The following is a 1,654-nucleotide window of genomic DNA, read 5'->3' as shown; positions in this document are numbered from 1 at the left end:
CAGACCGTGCTGATCACGGGGCGGAACGGTATCTTGCGTTCGATGTACTGTTTGAAGGTCACGTTTTCGCTGCGCCCGCGCGACACCGTCGTGTTGCCGCCCGTGCGCACGAACGTAGAGCTCTTGATGTCGATCTCTTCTTTCATCCCTTTGATGACGTCTTTCAGGATGGTTTGCACTTCCTTTTTGCGCTGGCTGATCTGTGCCAGGGTTTCGGCCGTTTCAATGGCGGTTTGCGCGGTTTCATAGGCGGCGTAGGCGCGATAGGCGCGGTATCCCCAGACGAGGGCTGCGACGACAGGGGCGGCCATCAGGTGTCTCCTTCGCTATGCAAATCCAGGAAGCCTTCTTCTCTGGGGCCGTGTTCAGGAAAGTGCTCGCGTGAGCCATCCAGTTCGCCCACCAGATGCTCGGGGTCTTCGGATAGCCGTTGATCCTCTCGCATGACGGTCTTGTACGTGTGGACACTGCGTGCGCGAGGGGTATCGATGGTTCCGGTTTCTCCGTTGTGGTCGGTCATGCCCTCTTGCAGGAGCGTGGCGCCCGCCATGATCCGATATCGGTAGCGCTCGAACGCGCGTTCGTCTGTCTTGCGCATGTGGAACCGGCCGGTATAGTCGCCGGATGTGACGTCGGGTGAGGTGAAGGCAGGCAGTTCGGCGCTGCGCCCGGTCGGCCCCGAAAAGTTGTGCTGTGCCGCCTTGACCGAAAAAGTGCCCGGCATGCCCAATTCAACATTCCCATCGGCCATCTTGATATACGCCCCGCCGCAAAGCAGCGTGATGTGCTTATCGGCGGCGATCAGCACGTGTTGTTTGCTGGACGTGAGCTCTGCGCTTTGGTCTGCCTGAATGCGGATGGCGTTGTGCTGCGCTTGCAGGATCATTTCGCCTTGGTGGGCGATGTGGCGCATTGAGCCGCCTTGAGAGAACAGGCTGATGTCGCCGCCTGCGTTGACAACGACTTTCTCGCCTGCGCTGATTTGCTGATTGTGCTGGGCGATGCTGTCGAGGTGTTCGCCTGCGCTGAGCGTCAGGCTGGCGGGTGTGGCGGCGGCGATGCCGCCAGGGGCGCTGAGCGCCAGCGCGGCGTGGTCGCCTTGGCCTGCGCCGTCTGTTTGATCGTTAGCGCCGTGACCAAGATTTCTCACCGCTTCGGTCAGCGACTGCTGCGCCAAGGCATCGTGTGCGACGCCTTCGTGACGGCCCGCGTACGCTCCCAGTTCGCGCGCCAGTTCCAGCGCCGCATTCAGCACCCCAACAATCTCCGAACGATCCAGCTGGCCACCCTTGGAACGCAGTTGCGCCTCGGTCGTCAGCAGCAACCCCTTCGCCGCGCGCAACGCCCCGTAATCATCCGTCCGCAACTCAAACCCCTCACCGCGAGGTTCACCGCCCGCTGGCCTTGGGTGCGTCAGATAGCCCAGATGCAGTTCAGACGCCCCGTGTTCACTCATTAACGCCGCGCTGATCTGCGCCGACGTGTCATCCAGCCTCAGTTCATTGGCCCGGTTGCCCTTGTGTTCCTTGCTCTTGATGGTGTGCAGGATGTTGTGACGGGGCAGTTCATACGGCGGAAGGTTGGTCGCGCGGTATGCCCGCGAGGTGATCAGCGGCTGGTCTGGATCGCCATTCAGGAATTGCACGACGACTTC

1 protein-coding gene and 1 pseudogene are annotated in these 1,654 nt (G+C 61.4%); both read right to left on the bottom strand.

The window, feature by feature from the left end; translation table 11 throughout:
- Nucleotides 1–311: pseudogene (locus AC1DSJ_RS30110) on the bottom strand (VRR-NUC domain-containing protein); the annotation flags it as partial.
- Nucleotides 311–1,654, bottom strand: a 1,344-nt coding sequence (locus AC1DSJ_RS30105; RefSeq protein ID WP_441372761.1) for a DUF2345 domain-containing protein, incomplete at its 5' end; no start/stop codon positions are given. The pseudogene AC1DSJ_RS30110 and the gene AC1DSJ_RS30105, both read right to left, overlap by 1 nt.

It is taken from the genome of Achromobacter sp. 01N37, assembly GCF_056399725.1.
This window is presented reverse-complemented; position numbering and strand designations above follow the sequence as displayed.